This is a genomic window from Micromonospora sp. CPCC 205546 (genome assembly GCF_036902715.1).
Classification (GTDB): domain Bacteria; phylum Actinomycetota; class Actinomycetes; order Mycobacteriales; family Micromonosporaceae; genus Micromonospora.
On sequence record NZ_JBAKHL010000012.1, the window covers coordinates 1 to 13,792 of the forward strand.

Annotated in this window: 11 protein-coding genes and 2 pseudogenes; 6 read left to right on the top strand and 7 right to left on the bottom strand. The window is 74.7% G+C overall.

From position 1 onward, the window contains the following. From V6U77_RS09340 to mraZ, 4 genes and pseudogenes are all read right to left on the bottom strand, one after another. Nucleotides 1–461 (bottom strand): annotated as a pseudogene (locus V6U77_RS09340) (penicillin-binding protein 2); the annotation flags it as partial. Nucleotides 462–466: 5 nt separating this feature from the next. Beyond that, on the bottom strand, nt 467–1,072 hold the full coding sequence (locus V6U77_RS09345) for a hypothetical protein (RefSeq protein ID WP_334605849.1): 606 nt from the start codon (nt 1,070–1,072) through the stop codon (nt 467–469). Beyond that, nucleotides 1,062–2,175 (bottom strand): annotated as a pseudogene (rsmH, locus tag V6U77_RS09350) (16S rRNA (cytosine(1402)-N(4))-methyltransferase RsmH). The gene V6U77_RS09345 and the pseudogene rsmH overlap by 11 nt, the downstream one beginning before the upstream one ends. Before the next feature lie 205 nt (nt 2,176–2,380). Then, nucleotides 2,381–2,812: a division/cell wall cluster transcriptional repressor MraZ gene (gene mraZ, locus V6U77_RS09355; protein ID WP_334605850.1), complete on the bottom strand. Its 432-nt coding sequence runs from the start codon at nt 2,810–2,812 to the stop codon at nt 2,381–2,383. A 352-nt stretch (nt 2,813–3,164) separates the two neighbouring features. On the opposite strand from mraZ, the gene V6U77_RS09360 reads away from it, so the two are divergent. The 4 genes from V6U77_RS09360 to V6U77_RS09375 are packed head-to-tail and all read left to right on the top strand — an operon-like array spanning nt 3,165 to nt 6,661. Beyond that, a complete protein-coding gene (locus V6U77_RS09360; protein ID WP_334605935.1) occupies nt 3,165–4,412 on the top strand; it encodes a MurT ligase domain-containing protein in 1,248 nt (415 codons plus the stop codon). Continuing rightward, on the top strand, nt 4,402–5,124 hold the full coding sequence (locus V6U77_RS09365; RefSeq protein WP_334605851.1) for a type 1 glutamine amidotransferase: 723 nt from the start codon (nt 4,402–4,404) through the stop codon (nt 5,122–5,124). Before V6U77_RS09360 ends, V6U77_RS09365 begins: the two co-directional genes overlap by 11 nt. Then, nucleotides 5,121–5,804, top strand: coding sequence for a TVP38/TMEM64 family protein (locus V6U77_RS09370; protein WP_334605852.1), 684 nt, complete (start codon nt 5,121–5,123; stop codon nt 5,802–5,804). The genes V6U77_RS09365 and V6U77_RS09370 overlap by 4 nt, the downstream gene beginning before the upstream one ends. A gap of 8 nt (nt 5,805–5,812) precedes the next feature. Next, nucleotides 5,813–6,661: a phosphotransferase gene (locus V6U77_RS09375; RefSeq protein ID WP_334605853.1), complete on the top strand. Its 849-nt coding sequence runs from the start codon at nt 5,813–5,815 to the stop codon at nt 6,659–6,661. 28 nt (nt 6,662–6,689) lie between these two features. Here the strand turns inward: V6U77_RS09375 and V6U77_RS09380 are convergent, their stop codons facing one another. Then, on the bottom strand, nt 6,690–7,346 hold the full coding sequence (locus V6U77_RS09380) for a response regulator transcription factor (protein ID WP_334605854.1): 657 nt from the start codon (nt 7,344–7,346) through the stop codon (nt 6,690–6,692). Further along, nucleotides 7,343–8,629 (bottom strand): sensor histidine kinase, encoded by a 1,287-nt coding sequence (locus V6U77_RS09385; protein WP_334605855.1) that lies wholly within the window; start codon nt 8,627–8,629, stop codon nt 7,343–7,345. The genes V6U77_RS09380 and V6U77_RS09385 overlap by 4 nt, the downstream gene beginning before the upstream one ends. A 132-nt stretch (nt 8,630–8,761) precedes the next feature. Here V6U77_RS09385 and V6U77_RS09390 point away from each other — a divergent pair, with 132 nt between their 5' ends. Both V6U77_RS09390 and V6U77_RS09395 read left to right on the top strand, forming a co-directional pair. Next, nucleotides 8,762–9,676, top strand: coding sequence for an ABC transporter ATP-binding protein (locus V6U77_RS09390; protein ID WP_442934404.1), 915 nt, complete (start codon nt 8,762–8,764; stop codon nt 9,674–9,676). Then, entirely contained in the window at nt 9,673–10,527 is an 855-nt protein-coding gene (locus V6U77_RS09395; RefSeq protein ID WP_334605857.1) for an ABC transporter permease subunit, read from the top strand. Before V6U77_RS09390 ends, V6U77_RS09395 begins: the two co-directional genes overlap by 4 nt. 100 nt (nt 10,528–10,627) lie before the next feature. Here V6U77_RS09395 and leuS read toward each other — a convergent pair whose 3' ends face one another. Next, the gene (gene leuS, locus V6U77_RS09400; protein ID WP_334605858.1) at nt 10,628–13,462 is read right to left on the bottom strand and encodes a leucine--tRNA ligase; all 2,835 of its coding nucleotides are present in this window, start codon (nt 13,460–13,462) and stop codon (nt 10,628–10,630) included. Between the last annotated feature and the right edge of the window lie 330 nt (nt 13,463–13,792).

Genomic DNA, 13,792 nt, shown 5'->3' on the forward strand with positions numbered 1-13,792 from the left:
GGGAGCAGGGAGCCCACCCGCAGGCCACCCGGGGCACCGGCCAGCCGGGGCGGCTCGGAGGGCTTGCGCGACGGCCGCCGGGCGGCGGGGCGCTCCGGCCGGCGCGCGGGGCGCGGGGCGGTGCGGCGGCGCGGCCCCGGCGGATCGTCGTCGTGGCGGGGCGCGCGGGGCGTGACGGTACGGACGACACCTGAGCGGCCCGCAGCCTCCCGCCGGCCGGCCCGGCCGGCGCCCGTGCGCCCGCCGTCGAGCACCTGCAGGGCGGGGCGGAACGGGTCGCCGGAGCGGGTGCTGCGCGGCGTCCGGCGCTGCTCGGCGGGACCGACGTCGCCGTCGCGCTCGGCGCGCCCCCCGGCGCGCTGCTCGCGCACCGTGCGCCCACGCGGGGTGTACGCCCGGGCGTCGGAGATGCCACCGCCCCCCAACTCGCCGGTACGCGGTTCGTCCGATCTCGGCGGCACTGTCGTCAGCCTCCCGTGCCCTGCTGGCTGGTGATCGAGGGCTGGCCCTCGGCCGGCTGCGGCACACCGATCACCTTGCCGTCGGGCAGCCGGATGTAGGCCGGCTCGCCCGCCTCCACGAGGCCGAGCCGGCGGGCGTTCGCCTCCAGGTTGCCCGGGGCCGCCGCGTCGGCGATCTCCTTGTTCAACTGCTGCTGCTCCACGTCGAGCTTGGCCTGCTGCTCCTGGAGCTTCTCCAGGCGGAAGGCGTTCTCGTTGATCTTCGTGTTGACCAGCAGGATGCCGAGCACCCCGCCGACCACCAGCACCAGCACCAGCGCGGCGAACGGCGCCCGCGGCACCTTCACCGGCGGCGGTGGCGCCACCCGCAGCCGGGGCGGACGCACCGTGGCGGCGCTCTCCCGCTCGGCCGGCCGCAGCGCGGCACTGCCCTGGGTCGGGAACTCGCGCGCCCCCCGGGCGCGAGTCTCGTCCTGCCGGGTCGCCCGGTCCGCCCGAGGCGTGCCGGTCCCGATGCGCGTGGCCCGCTCCGCCGTGGTCCGGCCCCCCGACCGCGGTGCGCGCTGCCCGCCGCCGGTCACGTCCCGGCGGTCGCGCTTGTCAATCGTCATGTCCCTCCCCCTCTTCGTCCGTCCCTGTCCCGTCCCCCGGGTTCCGTCGGATCCGTGTCGGATCCGCCGGCACCCGCCCCTGGCTGGTGCATTGCCTTCACCCGCCGGCGGTACCGTTCGCGGTCGGTACGCCCCTGCTGCGCCGCGTCCGGGTCGAGCCGCTCCGCGGCCCGCAGCCGCACCGAGGCGGCCCGCGGGTTCGCGGCGACCTCCACCTCCCCGGGCAGTTCGGCGCCCCGGCTGAGAAGCCGGAACGTCGGACCGGACCCGGGCAGTTCGACCGGGAGGTCGACCGGGCCCTTGCTGCGGACCCGGTCGCTGAGCGCCGCCTTGGTGAGCCTGTCCTCCAGCGAGTGATAGGACAGGACCACCATGCGGCCGCCCACGTTGAGCTTGTCGAGCGCGGCCGGCAGCGCCGTCTCCAGCGCTGCCAGCTCCTTGTTTACCTCGATCCGTAAAGCCTGAAACGTTCTCTTGGCCGGGTGTCCCCCGGTTCGTCGGGCGGGTGCCGGAATGGACTCCCTGACCAGTTCCGCGAGCCGCGCCGACGAGGTGATCCGGCTCCGCTCGCGCTCGCGGAGGATCGCGGAGGCGATCCGGCCCGCGAACTTCTCCTCGCCGTAGACCCGCAGCACACGGGCCAGGTCCGGGTGGGCGTAGGTGTTGACCACCTCCTCGGCGGTCACCCCCCGGGTCTGGTCCATCCGCATGTCCAGCGGGGCGTCCTGCGCGTAGGCGAACCCGCGGTCGGGCGCGTCGAGTTGCAGGGAGGAGACCCCCAGATCGAACAGAATCCCGTCGATCCCCGGGTAGCCCAGCCGGTCGAGCACCTCGGGCAACTCGTCGTAGACGGCGTGCTCGAGATGGACCCGGTCGGCGAAGCGGGCCAGCCGGACGCGTGCGTGGGCGAGCGCCTCGGTGTCCCGGTCGAGCCCGATCAGCACCGTCTCCGGATGCGCCTCGAGCACCGCCTCGGCGTGCCCGGCCAGCCCCAGCGTCGCGTCGACGTGGACCGTCCGTCCGCCCCGGCCCAGCGCGGGGGCCAGCAACTCGAGACACCGCTCGAGCAGCACCGGCACGTGCGTGCCGCGTAGCTCCCCCATGTCGACCCCCACTGGTGTTGAACCTTCGTCCTTCATGCGTCCGTCGTCGGACGACGCCGTGCCGTCGTACCGCCAGATCCCCATCCGCTCCCGCCCGTCGGAGGCCGCGGCCCTCCGATCGGATCGTGCGCCTGGCACCGGGGAAGGGGTGCCAGGAACTCGAAAGCGGGTGGAGATCTCGCAGTACGTCGGGCGTCGTCACGCCCTACAGACCGCTGGGCAGCACCCCCTCCTCGATGTCGGCGAAGTCGTCTTCGCTCTCCGCGAGGTAGGTCTCCCAGGCAGCCTTGTCCCAGATCTCCACCCTGGTGCTCGCGCCGATCACGACCAGGTCCCGGTCGAGAGCGGCGTAGGCCCGCAGGTGGGCCGGGATCGTCACCCGGCCCTGCTTGTCGGGCACCTCGTCGTGCGCGCTGGCGAAGAAGACCCGGCTGTAGGCTCGGGCCGCCTTGTTCGTCATCGGCTGCGCGCGCAACTGCTCCGCGATCCGCTGGAACTCGGGCATCGGGAAGGCGTAGAGGCAGCGGTCCTGCCCTTTGGTTATCACGACACCCCCCGCCAACTCGTCCCGGAACCTCGCCGGAAGGATCAACCGGCCTTTGTCGTCCAGGCGCGGGGTGTGGGTGCCGAGAAACATCGGCCCAACCCCCTCGCCCTTGAGCGGCGTTCGCGGCGCCGCTGACCCCCCGGGCCGGTGGGCCTCCCGGCCTCACCATTGCGCCCCACTCTACTCCACTTCCCTCCACCCGCAACCAGATTCGCCCGCGTGGCGCGGCCTATAGGCGCGCAAAACCGCACGTCAACGGGGGTGGAGCGGAGTGGAGGGCCGCGGCGCCCCCGGGCCCGTCCGCTTTCCGACATAGATCGACTCCGTCCGGCCGGACAGCGCCGACCACCCCGCCGAGGCACCCCGGCCGAACGGTTCGCCGTCGGCGGCGATCTGGCGGGGTCGCCGGTCCGGTAACCTCGCTCGGGTGACGGACGCGAAGATGCCCCTGCGGGCAAAGGTGGCCAGCTCGGTGTCGCGGACCGCCGCGGCGCTGTCGCGGGCCGCGGGGCGCGGTGACGGATCGGTCATCGGCGGCTGGATCGGCCTGAAGATCGACCCGGACCTGCTGGCCCACCTGTCGGCCGGGCGCGCCATCGCGCTGATCTCCGGCACCAACGGCAAGACCACCACCACCCGGCTCACCGCGGCGGCGGTCGGCGTGCTCGGGCGCGTCGCCACCAACTCGTTCGGCGCCAACATGCCGACCGGACACACCTCGGCGCTCGCCAAGGCCGGCAGCACCCCCTACGCGGTGCTGGAGGTGGACGAGCACTACCTCGCCCAGGTGCTCGACGCCACCGAGCCGCACGTGGTGGCGCTGCTCAACCTCTCCCGCGACCAGCTCGACCGGGCCAAGGAGGTCGCCATGATGGCGCAGCTCTGGCGCGCGGCGCTGGTCCGGCACACCGACGTCCGCATCGTCGCCAACGCCGACGACCCGATGGTGGTGTGGGCCGCGACCCCGCCGCCCAACCACGACCACCGCATCGCCCCGCCGCACGTCACCTGGTTCAGCGCCGGGCAGCGCTGGCACGACGACTCCTGGGTCTGCCCCGAGTGCGGCTCCACCATCCAGCGCTCCGGCGGCCAGTGGTGGTGCAGCGGCTGTCCGCTGCGCCGGCCCGAGCCGCAGTGGACGGTCGAGGACGACGGCGTGGTCGACCCGACCGGCGCCTGGCACAAGGTCAAGCTCCAGCTCCCCGGCAAGGTCAACATCGGCAACGCCGCGACCGCGCTGGCCGTCGCCGCCGAGTTCGGCGTCCGCCCCGTGGACGCGGTGCTCCAGCTCGGCACCGTCAGCTCCGTCGCGGGCCGCTACGCGCAGGTCGACCGGGACGGGCGCAACATCCGGCTGCTGCTGGCGAAGAACCCGGCCAGCTGGCTGGAGGCCTTCGACATGGCCGACGTCGCCCCGACACTGCTCTCCATCAACGCCCGCGACCCCGACGGGCTGGACACCTCGTGGCTCTTCGACGTCGACTTCGCCCCGCTACGGGGCCGGCAGGTGCTGATCACCGGCGACCGCGCGTACGACCTCGCGGTCCGGCTGGAGGTCAACGACGTGCCCTTCCAGCACGTGCGGACGTTCGGCGACGCCGTCCGGTCGGTGCCCCCGGGGCGCCTGGAGGTCATCGCGAACTACACCGCCTTCCAGGACATCCGAGCGGAGTTGGACCGTGTCAACTGAGAGCCTGCGCATCGTCTGGATCTACCCCGACCTGCTCTCCACCTACGGTGACCGCGGCAACGCGCTGATCCTCGCGCGCCGGGCGCGCCAGCGCGGCTTCCCGGTCGAGGTGCTGGAGGTGCGCTCCGATGAGCGGCTGCCCTCCACCGCCGACATCTACCTCATCGGGGGCGGCGAGGACGGCCCGCAGGCACTCGGCGCGCAGCGGCTGCTCGCCGACGGCGGCCTGCACCGGGCGGTCGCCCAGGGCTCGGTCGTGTTCGGTGTCTGCGCCGGCTACCAGCTCCTCGGCACCTCCTTCTTCGCCAAGGGCACCCTCTGCGCCGGGCTGGAGCTGCTCGACTTCTCCTCCGACCGGGGCCCGAACCGTGCCGTCGGCGAGCTGGCCGGCGACATCGACCCGCGGCTGGGCATCCCGGCCCTGACCGGGTTCGAGAACCACGGCGGGCGCACCCACCTCGGCCCGGGGGTCTCCCCACTGGCCCGGGTCACCGCCGGAGTCGGCAACGACGGCGCCACCGAGGGCGCGTGGCGGGGCAAGCTGCTCGGCACGTATTCGCACGGCCCCGCCCTGGCCCGCAACCCCGCCCTGGCAGACCTGCTGCTGCGCTGGGCCACCGGCGCGCACCAGCTCCCGCCGCTGGACGACAGCTGGCCGGACCGGCTGCGCGCCGAGCGCCGCGCCGCGGTGGCCGCCGCCGCCCGGGCATGATCCTGGCCGTCCGACGGCTGCTGCGGCAACCGTCGGCCGTCCGGTTCGCCCTGCTGCTGCTCCTGCTGGCCAGCCTCGGGGCGGTGCTGCTCGTCGTACCCATGCCCGAGATGCGGGAACTGCCCCGGCTGGCCGACCGGCTGGGCCCCCTCGCCCCCGTGGCGGCGGTCCTCGGCGGGGCACTGCTGCTGGTCGCGCTGGTCCCCCGGACCTTCATCACCCTCGCCTCCGGGGCGATCTTCGGTGCGCTGGAGGGCGCCGCGTACGCGCTGGGCGCGGCTCTGCTCGCGGCGGCACTGGGCTTCACGGTGGGTCGGCTCCTCGGCCGGGAGTTCGTCGCCGAGCGGGTGCGCGGCCGGCTCGCGCGGCTGGACGGCTGGTTCGCCCGGCAGAGCGTGCTCGGCGTGATCACCGTACGGCTGCTGCCGATCGCCGGCTTCGGACTGGTCAGCTACGGCTACGGCACCACCGGCGCCCGGGTGCTGCCGTTCCTCGCCGGCAGCGTGATCGCCTCCGCGCCCACGGCGTTCGGCTACGCGGCGGTCGGCGCGGCGGTCACCTCCCCGGGCGACGTCAACTGGTTCGGCGCCGCCCCGGCCGCGCTCGGCCTGATCGCCAGCATCGTGCTGATCCGCCGCTGGTGGCGCGCCGAGCGACAGCGCCGGCTCGGGCCGAGCTGAGGCCGGCGGTGCGCGGCGGATCGCCCGGAGCCGGCGGGGCCACGGGGCCGGAACACGAGGGGCGGCAGCCGGCCGGCGCCACCGGTCGCGTCGACCCGATCGCCGCCGAGGAGCGGCTGCGGGGCGGCTTCATCGCCGAGGTGGTCCGGGTCGGCGACACCGTCCGGCGTACGCCGCCGGAGAACGCCGAGTTCGTCGCCGCGCTGCTGCGGCACCTGGAGCGGGTGGGCGCGGACGTCGCGCCCCGCCACCTCGGCACGGACGAGCGGGGTCGGCAGGTGCTCAGCCACGTCGACGGCCGGGTGCCGTGGCGGGACAGGGAGGATCCGGCGTACTTCGCCGACCCGGCGCTGACCCGGCTGGCCGAGCTGCTCCGGCGGCTGCACGACGCCTGCGCGGGCAGCCCGCTGGCCGGCGACGCCGAGACGGTCTGCCACCGCGACCTGTCCCCCAAGGACACGGTGTACCGGGACGCTCCCGCCGGCCCGCTGCCCGTGGCGCTGATCGACTGGGACCTGGCCGCGCCCGGCCGGCGGGTCGAGGACGTCGCCTTCGCCGCCTGGCACTGGGCGGCGGTGGGGCCGGCAGCCGACCCGGTGGAGCTGGGCCGGCGCGCCCGGCTGTTCTGCGACTCCTACGAGGCGGCCGGCCCGGGGTCGCCCGCGCTGCCCCGCGCCGAACTGGTCGACGTGATGCTCGCCCAGATCGACGGGACCTGGCGCGGGATCGCGGCCGGCGCGGAGCGGGGCGATCCGGCCATGTGCCGGCTCCGCGACGCGGGGGTCTCCGACACGGTGCGCCGCTGGTACGACTGGCTGGGCGAGCACCGCCCGGTGGTGGCGGCCGCGCTGCGCTGAGCGCCCCGAGCGCGTCCGGTCGCGTGCCTCATCCCGCCGGGGAGACCAGCCCGGCCTCGTAGGCGGCGATGACGAGGTGCACCCGGTCGCGGGCGCCCAGCTTGCTGAACAGCCGGGCCACGTGCGCCTTGGCGGTGGCCGCGCTGATCACCAGCTCGGCGGCGATCTCGCCGTTGGACAGGCCCCGGCCGACGAGCGTCAGCACCTCGCGCTCCCGCTCGGTGACGCCGTCGAGGGCCCGGGTCGGGGCGGCGGGGGTCGGCCGGCGGGCGAACTCGGCGATGAGCCGGCGGGTGACCCCGGGGGCGATCAGCGCGTCCCCGGCGGCGACCACCCGGACCGCGCCGAGGATGTCGTCCAGCGCCATGTCCTTGACCAGGAACCCGCTCGCGCCGGCGCGCAACGCGGCGTGCACGTGCTCGTCGTCGTCGAAGGTGGTGAGCACGAGGACGCGGGTGGCGCCGCCGTGCGCGGTGATCGCGCGGGTGGCCTGGATGCCGTCCATGCCGGGCATCCGCAGGTCCATCAGCACCACGTCCGGCACGACCTCGCGGGCCAGCCGCACCGCCTCGGCCCCCGTACCCGCCTCGCCGACGACGTCGATGTCGGGGGCGTCGGCGATGAGCACCCGCAGGCCGGCGCGGACCAGTGGCTGGTCGTCGACGAGCAGCACCCGGACGCTCACCGCTCCCCCGTCCCGGTCCGTGACCCGGCCGGCTCCACCGCCGCCGGCGACACCGGTGGTGCCACCGTTGCCGTCGCCGTCGGCCCCGGCAGCCCCGCCGGTGATGCCGCCGGCGGCACCGGCAGCGACGCCGCCACCCGGAAGCCGCCCTCCGGGCGCGGTCCGGCGTGGAACCGGCCGCCGGCCAGGGCGACGCGTTCCCGCATGCCCACGATGCCGTGCCCCTCGCCGCCGACCGCGCCGCCCCGACCGTCGTCGACGACCTCCACGGCGACCTCGTCGGGGGTCTGTGTGACGGTGACCCGGCAGCGGTCGCTGCCCGCGTGTCGTACCACGTTGGTGAGCGCCTCCTGCACGATCCGGAACGCGGCGAGGTCGACCTCGGCCGGGACCGGCCGTCGTTCGCCGCCGCGCCGCAGGTCCACCCGCACCCCGGCGTCGGCGGCGGCGGCGACCAGCCGGTCGAGGTCGTCCAGCCCGGGCGTCGGATCCAGCGACGCCGACTCCGACTGCGGGCGGCGCAGCGCGCCGAGCGTACGCCGCAGGCCGGCCAGGGTGTCGCGGCTGGTCGCCTCGATGGTGGCCAGCGCGGCGCGCGCCTGCGCCGGCTGGGTGTCGATGACCCGGACCCCCACGCCGGCCTGGATGGCGATCACCCCGATGCTGTGCGCGACCATGTCGTGCAGCTCGCGGGCGATGCGCAGCCGCTCGGCGGTGACCGCCTCGGCGGCGGCGTGCGACCGCAGCGCCTCGGCGTAGCCGCGCCGGGCCCGCACCGAGTTGCCGACCGTCCACGCGGTGACGACCGCCAGCACGGAGATCATGGCGCGGCTCACCGGGTCGGTCGAGGGGTTCGCGAAGCTCGCGGTGATCTGCACGGCGAGCACCACGACGGCCACCGGCACCGAGACGCGGCGGGACCTCCTCGCCGCGATCAGCCCCGCCACCGTGTCCACCGCCAGGAACTGCGCGTACCAGATGTCGGCCAGGTAGCCGTCCTCCGGGACGTTGACGGCCACGGTGACCACGCACGCCGCGACGAGCATCAGCGCCAGGGCCAGCACCGGCCGGCGCCGCAGCAGGCCGGCGGGCGGTGCCACGGCCAGCAGCGGCACCAGGTAGCGCTCGGAGAGCCACCAGTCGCCGAACCCCACGCCGTTGCGGCTCGACGCCACGACCGGGGCCATGAGCACGGCGACCGGCAGCACCGCGACGCCGATCCAGGGCAGCACCGCCCGCACCAGCGCCGGGGCGCGGCGCGGCGGCGGTGCGGTCGCATCCATGCCGCACACGGTAGCCAGCCCGCCGCCGCCCGGCATCGGCCCACGGGCGTACGCCCCGGGGCGGGTCACCGGCCGCCGGGTGTGGCCGCCGGGGCGACGCCCCGCCGCCCGGCGCCCGGCAGCGTGGGTGAAGTGATCGAACTGAACGCCCTGACGAGACGGTACGGCCGCACGACGGCCGTCGACGACCTCACCCTGACCGTGCGCCCCGGCCACGTGACCGGGTTCCTGGGCCCCAACGGGGCCGGCAAGTCCACCACGCTACGGATGATCATCGGGCTCACCGCACCGACCAGCGGCACCGTCACCGTGGACGGGGTCCGGTTCGCCGACCGGCCGCGCGGGCTGCGCCACGCCGGCGCGCTGCTCGACGCCGGGGACGTGCACGGCGGGCGCAGCGCCGTCGCCCACCTGTCGGCCCTGGCCCGCAGCAACGGCCTCGGGCGCGCCCGGGTCGACGAGGTGCTGGGGGAGGTGGGCCTGTCCGCTGTCGCACGGCGGCGCATCGGCGGCTTCTCGCTCGGCATGCGGCAGCGGCTCGGGATCGCCGCCGCGCTGCTCGGGGACCCGCCCGTACTGCTCTTCGACGAGCCGTTCAACGGCCTCGACCCGGAGGGGGTGCGGTGGGTACGGGACCTGTTCCGGCGGCTGGCCGCCGAGGGGCGCACGGTCTTCGTCTCCAGCCACCTGATGAGCGAGATGCAGAACTGTGTCGACCGGCTCGTGGTGGTCGGCCGGGGCCGGCTGATCGCCGAGCAGAGCCTCGCCGAGTTCGCCGCCGGGAGCACCCGGGCCGCCGTGACCGTCCGTACGCCCGACCGGGCGACGCTGTCCGCCGTACTCACGGCCGAGGGCGCGCACGTCCGACCGGACGACGCCGGGGCGCTCGTCGTGACCGGCCTGACGGCCGCGCGGATCGGCGATTTCGCGCTCGCCCACGGCGTCGGGCTGCACGAACTGACCACCCGTACCGCCTCGCTGGAGGAGGCCTTCATGGCACTCACCGCCGACAGCGTCGAGTATCTCGCCGGGGAGGCGACCCGATGACCGCCGTGACCGCGCCGACCCGCCGACCCGCCGTGACCGGGGCGCCGGCCCGCTTCCGCGACCTGCTGGCCGCCGAGTGGATCAAACTCTGGTCGCTGCGCTCGACCCGCTGGACGCTGCCGCTGGTCTACCTGTTCGTGGTCGGGGTCAGCGTCAACGCCAGCCTCGCCGACCACCGGAACTGGCCGGCGTATCCCGAGGGGCGCCGGGAGATGTTCCGCCTGTACGGGCCGGTGCGCGACGCCTTCCCCGAGGCCGGCTACCTGCTGCTGATCCTCGTCTCGGCCACCATCGGCGCGCTGACGATCGTCGGCGAGCACCAGAGCGGGCTGATCCGGGCCACGTTCGCCGCCGTCCCGGCCCGCCGCGCGGTGGTCGCGGCGAAGGCCGCCGTACTGGCCGGGGTCATGCTCGTGTTCGGCACGGTCACCGCGGCGACCTCGTTCTGGGTGTCCCAGGCGATCCTCGCCGACCGGGGCGCCGGCTGGTCGATCGGCGAGCCGGGCGTGCTGCGCGCCGTCGCGGCGAGCGCCGTGCTGGTGCCCGTGTGCGCGCTGGTCGGGATGGGTCTGGGCGCGCTCACCCGACACGCCGCCGGGGCCGTGGCCGCGGCCACGTCGGTGCTCGTGCTGGTGCCGATGACGGTGGACAGCGACGAGCACCGGTGGATCGCCGAGCTGTACAACGCCCTGCCGCTGACCGCCTGGCTGCGACTGATCGAGGTGCACCCCGACGTCCTCAACCCGGACCCGTACCCGGCCACCGTCCCGGGCGCCTGGCTGACCCTGGCCGCCTGGTCCGTGGCCGCGACCCTGACCGCCCTGACCCTCACCCACCGCCGCGACCCCTGACCCGGTCAGGCGCGTCGATCATGCAGTCGTGGTGCCCGGCTCGTCCGGGTCCGAGGACTTCGTCCCCCACCACAACTGCATGATCGACGCGGGAGCTGGGTCAGGCCACGACGGAGACCATGCGGCCCTTGATGACGATGACCTTGCGGGGTTCCTTGCCGGCCAGCGAACCGGCCACCGCCTCCAGGGCCGCCGCGCGGACGGTCTCCTCGGACGCGTCGGCGGGGACCTCGACGCGGCCCCGCACCTTGCCGTTGATCTGCACCGGGTAGGTCACCGTCTCCGCCACCAGCAGCGCCGGGTCGGCGGTCGGGAAGTCCGCGTACGTCAGGGAGGTATCGTGCCCCAGCCGCCGCCACAGCTCCTCGGCCACGTGCGGGGCGAACGGCGCCAGCATCAGCACCAGCGGCACGGCCACCTCGCGCGGGGTCTCCGCCAGCCGGGTCAGCCCGTTGGTCAGCTCGATCAGCTTGGCGATCGCGGTGTTGAACCGGATCGCCTCCATGTCGCCCCGGACCCCGTCGATCACCTTGTGCAGCAGCCGCCGGGTCGCGGGATCGGCGGGGGCGTCGGTGACCCGCAGCGCGCCGGTCTGCTCGTCGACGACCGCCCGCCAGACCCGCTGCAGGAACCGGTACGCCCCGACCACCGCCCGGGTCTCCCACGGGCGGGACACCTCCAGCGGGCCCATCGACATCTCGTAGACACGGAAGGTGTCCGCCCCGTAGGCGGCGCACATCTCGTCGGGCGTGACCACGTTCTTCAGGGACTTACCCATCTTGCCGTACTCGCGCTTGACCGCCGCGTCGCCCAGGTAGAAGCCGCCGTCGCGCTCGGCGACCTCCTCGGCCGGCACGTAGGCGCCCCGGGCGTCGGTGTACGCGTACGCCTGGATCATGCCCTGGTTGAACAGCTTGCGGAACGGCTCGAACGAGGAGACGTGGCCCAGGTCGTACAGCACCTTGTGCCAGAACCGCGCGTACAGCAGGTGCAGCACGGCGTGCTCGGCGCCGCCGACGTACAGGTCGGTGCCCCCGCAGTCACCCTCGCCGCGCGGCCCCATCCAGTACGCCTCGTTCTCGGCGTCGACGAAACGCCGCGAGTTCGTCGGGTCCAGGTAGCGCAGCTCGTACCAGCACGAGCCAGCCCACTGCGGCATCACGTTGGTCTCGCGGGTGTAGCGCTTCGGGCCGTCGCCCAGGTCCAGCTCCACCTCGACCCAGTCCCGCCGGCGCGACAGCGGCGTCTCCGGGTTGCTGGCGGCGTCCTGCGGGTCGAACGTGCGCGGCGAGAAGTCGTCCACCTCGGGCAGCTCGACCGGCAGCATCTCCTCGGGCAGGGCGATGGCCGCCCCGGTCTCGTCGTAGACGATGGGGAACGGCTCGCCCCAGTAGCGCTGCCGGGAGAACAGCCAGTCGCGCAGCCGGTAGGTCACCGCGCCGGTGCCGTGCCCGTTGGCCTCCAGCCACTCGATGATCCGGGCCTTGGCCTCGTCCACCCCCAGGCCGTTCAGGTCCAGGCCGCGCTCGGGCGCGGCGCTGTTGATCGCCGGGCCCTCCCCGGTGTACGCCTTTCCGTCGAAGCCCTCCGCCGGCTGCACGGTACGCACGATCGGCAGCTCGAAGACCTCGGCGAAGGCCCAGTCCCGCTCGTCCTGGCCGGGCACCGCCATGATCGCGCCGGTGCCGTAGCCGGCCAGCACGTAGTCGGCGATGAAGACGGGGATCCGCCCGCCGGTGACGGGGTTGGTGGCGTACGCCCCGACGAAGACGCCGGTCTTCTCCTTCGTGTCGGCCTGCCGCTCGACGTCGGTCTTGGCCGCCGCCGCCTTGCGGTACGCCTCCACGGCGGCGCGCGGGTTGGCGTGCCCGCCGGTCCACGCGTCCTTCGTCCCCTCGGGCCAGGCGGTCGGCGCCAGCGCGTCGACCAGCTCGTGCTCGGGGGCCAGCACCATGTACGTGGCGCCGAAGACGGTGTCCGGCCGGGTCGTGAACACCCGGATCGGGGCGACGGTGGTCGGGAAGTCGACGTGCGCGCCGGTGGAGCGGCCGATCCAGTTGCGCTGCATCAGCTTGATGGGCTCGGGCCAGTCCAGCGTGTCCAGGTCGTCCAGCAGCCGGTCGCCGTACGCGGTGATCCGCATCATCCACTGCTTCAGGTTGCGCTTGAAGACCGGGAAGTTGCCCCGCTCGGAGCGGCCGTCGGCGGTGACCTCCTCGTTGGCCAGCACCGTGCCCAGCCCCGGGCACCAGTTGACCGGCGCCTGCGAGACGTACGCCAGCCGGTGGTCGTCGACGACGGCCCGGCGCTCGGCGACGGACAGCTGCGCCCACGGCCGCCCGTCGGGGGTCGGCCGGTTGCCGCCCTCGAACTCGGCGATCAGCTCGGCGATCGGGCGGGCCCGCCCCGCCCCGGTGTCGTACCAGGAGTTGTAGACCTGCAGGAAGATCCACTGCGTCCAGCGGTAGAAGTCGGTGTCGATGGTGGCCACCGAGCGGCGCTCGTCGTGGGCCAGGCCCAGCCGGCGCAGCTGCGCCTTGTAGCGCTCGATGTTCGCCACCGTCGTGGTCCGCGGATGGGTGCCGGTCTGCACCGCGTACTGCTCGGCGGGCAGGCCGAACGCGTCGAAGCCCATCGCGTGCAGCACGTTGCGCCCCGCCATCCGCTGGTAGCGGGCGTAGCAGTCGGTGCCGATGTAGCCCAGGGGGTGGCCGACGTGCAGGCCCGCGCCCGAGGGATACGGGAACATGTCCAGGACGTACAGCTTCTCCGCCCCGGCGCGCGGGTGACCGGGGTCGGCCAGCGGGCCGGTCGGGTTCGGGGCGTGGAACGTCCCCTCCCGCGCCCAGACGTCCTGCCAGCGCAGTTCGATCTCCTCGGCCAGGGCCGCGGTGTACCGGAACGGGGGAATGTCGGCCGGTGCTGCCTCACTCATGGCGTCTCCTCGCTTCGCTCGTCGCCGCCGGCCGCGCCACGGCCGGGCTGGGTGCTGACCTCGCTCGGCGCGGTCATGTCGTACGGCTCGGGTCTCTGCGCCGGCGCCGCGCCGTCCGAGGGCCGACGCCGTGCCGGGGCCGCCCGCCGGGGCGTCCGGCGGAGGGCACAAAAAAGCCCCTCGCGCAGGAGGGGCCGCCGTGCTGTCGCGCGTCAGCGCATCAGCACGGCCCGGTAAGAAGCAGGAAGAATCCGGCCATGACCGGGAGTGTACCCCGCCGTCCGGTCCCGCGCGTCGCCCGCCACCACGGGGCGGGACGGGCGGGCCCGG

Bases quoted from the DNA above. Each gene is read 5' to 3' on its own strand.
- V6U77_RS09345 (WP_334605849.1), bottom strand. From the start codon at position 1,072: ATGACGATTGACAAGCGCGACCGCCGGGACGTGACCGGCGGCGGGCAG.
- mraZ (WP_334605850.1), bottom strand. From the start codon at position 2,812: ATGTTTCTCGGCACCCACACCCCGCGCCTGGACGACAAAGGCCGGTTG.
- V6U77_RS09360 (WP_334605935.1), top strand. From the start codon at position 3,165: ATGCCCCTGCGGGCAAAGGTGGCCAGCTCGGTGTCGCGGACCGCCGCG.
- V6U77_RS09370 (WP_334605852.1), top strand. From the start codon at position 5,121: ATGATCCTGGCCGTCCGACGGCTGCTGCGGCAACCGTCGGCCGTCCGG.
- V6U77_RS09385 (WP_334605855.1), bottom strand. From the start codon at position 8,629: ATGGATGCGACCGCACCGCCGCCGCGCCGCGCCCCGGCGCTGGTGCGG.
- V6U77_RS09395 (WP_334605857.1), top strand. From the start codon at position 9,673: ATGACCGCCGTGACCGCGCCGACCCGCCGACCCGCCGTGACCGGGGCG.
- leuS (WP_334605858.1), bottom strand. From the start codon at position 13,462: ATGAGTGAGGCAGCACCGGCCGACATTCCCCCGTTCCGGTACACCGCG.